The organism is Aeromonas sp. QDB56, from assembly GCF_027705505.1.
Classification (GTDB): Bacteria; Pseudomonadota; Gammaproteobacteria; order Enterobacterales; family Aeromonadaceae; genus Aeromonas; species Aeromonas caviae.
On sequence record NZ_JAPDBZ010000232.1, the window covers coordinates 1 to 2707 of the forward strand.

At 57.0% G+C, this 2707-nt stretch carries 2 protein-coding genes and 1 pseudogene; all 3 read right to left on the reverse strand.

Annotated features, from left to right (window positions below):
* Window positions 1–170 precede the first annotated feature (170 nt).
* Window positions 171–277: pseudogene (locus OKB81_RS19895) on the reverse strand (YfhL family 4Fe-4S dicluster ferredoxin); the annotation flags it as partial.
* A 331-nt stretch (window positions 278–608) separates the two neighbouring features.
* Window positions 609–857: a YfhL family 4Fe-4S dicluster ferredoxin gene (locus OKB81_RS19900; RefSeq protein ID WP_010675358.1), complete on the reverse strand. Its 249-nt coding sequence runs from the start codon at window positions 855–857 to the stop codon at window positions 609–611.
* A gap of 1 nt (window position 858) precedes the next feature.
* Window positions 859–2223, reverse strand: coding sequence for a prephenate-dependent tRNA uridine(34) hydroxylase TrhP (trhP, locus tag OKB81_RS19905; RefSeq protein WP_010675357.1), 1365 nt, complete (start codon window positions 2221–2223; stop codon window positions 859–861).
* Window positions 2224–2707 lie beyond the last annotated feature (484 nt).

Consider the following 2707-nt stretch of genomic DNA (forward strand, 5'->3'; position numbering starts at 1 on the left):
CCGATGTGGAGCGGGTGATGTCACTTTGTAGCCGAGATTGGATAAAGCTGACCTAATGTTTAATCCGATTGGTATCAAACCCTGAGGGAAGGGCAGCGCAATAGAAAAAGCCGGGCATGCCCGGCTTTTTCTATTTTTGGATAATGCACTCCGCGCGTGTCAGACGCGGACTGCCTGTGCATCCGCACGAATTTCTCCATCAACTGATCTTCGGTTTCCACCCTATGGACGGGATCCCGGAGGATGCAGTCCCTCTAGAGCAGACGCTGATGCAGGTTTACTGCCTGAGCATCCGCACAAACTTCTCCATCAGCTGATCTTCGGTTTCCACCCGATGGACGGGATCCCGGAGGATGCCGTCCATGGGGCGCAGACGCTGATACAGGCTTACTGCCTGTGCATCCGCACGAACTTCTCTATCAACTGATCTTCGGTTTCCACCCGATGGACGGGATCCCGGAGGATGCCGTCCATGGGGCGCAGACGCTGATACAGGCTTACTGCCTGTGCATCCGCACGAACTTTTCCATCAACTGATCTTCGGTTTCCACCCTATGGACGGGATCCCGGAGGATGCCGCACATGGGGCACAGACGCTGATGCAGGCGTTACTGCCTGTGCATCCGCACGAATTTCTCCATCAGCTGATCTTCGGTCTCCACATGGGCGGGATCCCAGATGATGCAATCGATGGGGCAGACGCTGATGCAGGTCGGCTTCTCATAGTGGCCGACGCATTCGGTGCAGCGATCCGGGTCTATCTCGTAGATCTTGCTCCCCAGGGTGATGGCCTGGTTCGGACACTCCGGATCGCACATGTCACAGTTGATGCACTTGTCGGTGATGAGCAGTGCCATCTCAGGCCGCCGAGTGAGGTTGACGGGTATCCTCGCGCTCGCCGAGGTTGCGCAGCAGGATGCCGTAATTCACGTCGATCTCCTTGGGAACCGGCACGTAGACCACATGGCCGTTGCCCGGCGCGGTGTCGATGAGCTCGCCCTTGCGGTTTTGCATCTGCTCCAGGTTGAAGCTGAGGTTGCCCTGGGGGGTCATCAGCTCCAGGCTGTTGCCCAGCAGGAACTTGTTCTTCACCTCGACCTCGACCATGTCACCGTTGCGACCTGTGATCTCGCCGACGAACTGCTGGGTGTCGGAGACGGAGTAACCGTAGTCGTAGTTCTGGTATTCGCTGTGGTTGTGACGGCGCAGGAAGCCCTCGGTGTAGCCGCGGTGGGCCAGGTTCTCGAGGGTGCCCATCAGGGTCGGATCGAATGGACGGCCAGCCACCGCATCGTCGATGGCCTTGCGATAGACCTGGGCGGTACGGGCGCAGTAGTAGAAGGACTTGGTACGGCCTTCGATTTTCAGCGAATGAACGCCCATTTTGGTCAGGCGCTCGACGTGCTCGACGGCGCGCAGATCCTTGGAGTTCATGATGTAGGTGCCGTGCTCGTCTTCAAACGCGGTCATGAACTCGCCCGGGCGGTTGGACTCTTCCAGCAGCACCAGGGCATCGGTCGGCTTGCCTGCGCCCAGGGTCGGATCCACCTTTTGCACGGCGATGGGCTCCTGGCGGTGGACGATCTGGCCCACGTCATCTTCCTTGCCCTCGTGCACCTTGTACTCCCAGCGGCAGGAGTTGGTGCAGGTGCCCTGATTGGGGTCACGCTTGTTGATGTAGCCGGAGAGCAGGCAGCGGCCGGAGTAGGCCATGCACAGCGCCCCGTGGACGAAGACTTCCAGTTCCATCTCCGGCACCTGCATGCGGATCTCCTCGATCTCGTCGAGAGACAGCTCGCGGGAGAGGATGGCACGGGTCAGGCCCATCTGATGCCAGAACTTCACCGTGGCCCAGTTGACCGCGTTGGCCTGCACCGAGAGGTGGATAGGCATGTCGGGGAAGGCTTCGCGCATCATCATGATGAGGCCGGGGTCGGACATGATGAGTGCATCCGGCTTCATATCCACCACGGGGCGCATGTCACGGATGAAGGTCTTGAGCTTGGAGTTGTGGGGCTGGATGTTGGCCACCACATAGAACTGCTTGCCGAGGGCATGGGCCTCGTTGATGCCGAGCTGCAGATTCTCGTGATCGAATTCGTTGTTGCGCACCCGCAGGCTGTAGCGCGGCTGGCCCGCATAGACGGCGTCTGCGCCATAGGCATAGGCGTAGCGCATGTTCTTGAGGGTCCCGGCAGGGGAGAGCAATTCTGGTCTGAACATGTTGGACTCTTTTATCTGATTGCAAATCAGGACGACTCTACCTAATAGAGTCTAATAAACAATAACTTAACGCACTTTTCTTTGCGTGTATAGTCGTGTGTAGTTGGGGGCTCCCAACACGTCAAGATTTTACCACCAAACCAAGCTGCCAGCCACGCACACCGCTTTGCTGAGTTGATTTAAGGTGCACAACCGCGAGCAGAGAGGAAGATCGCAAAACAATATGGGGACATATCAGCTGCTATCTATAGAGGGTCATCCTGATTCATCAGTTCATCGTGACTGACAGCGGATAAGCTATTTGGAAAGGGTTAACTCGTGGATTCGAAATCAATAGACGACACTATGGGCCCAATGCAGCACATGCTGCAAAATCACAAGATCCTTCCGAAAAGAAAATGAGCACCCGCTAGGGAAGGTGCGAACAAGTCCCTGATATGAGATCATGTTTGTCATCTGGAGCCATGGAACAGGGTTCATCATG

Coding starts and splice junctions, on each gene's coding strand:
- OKB81_RS19900 (WP_010675358.1), bottom strand. CDS start 857: ATGGCACTGCTCATCACCGACAAGTGCATCAACTGTGACATGTGCGAT.
- trhP (WP_010675357.1), bottom strand. CDS start 2,223: ATGTTCAGACCAGAATTGCTCTCCCCTGCCGGGACCCTCAAGAACATG.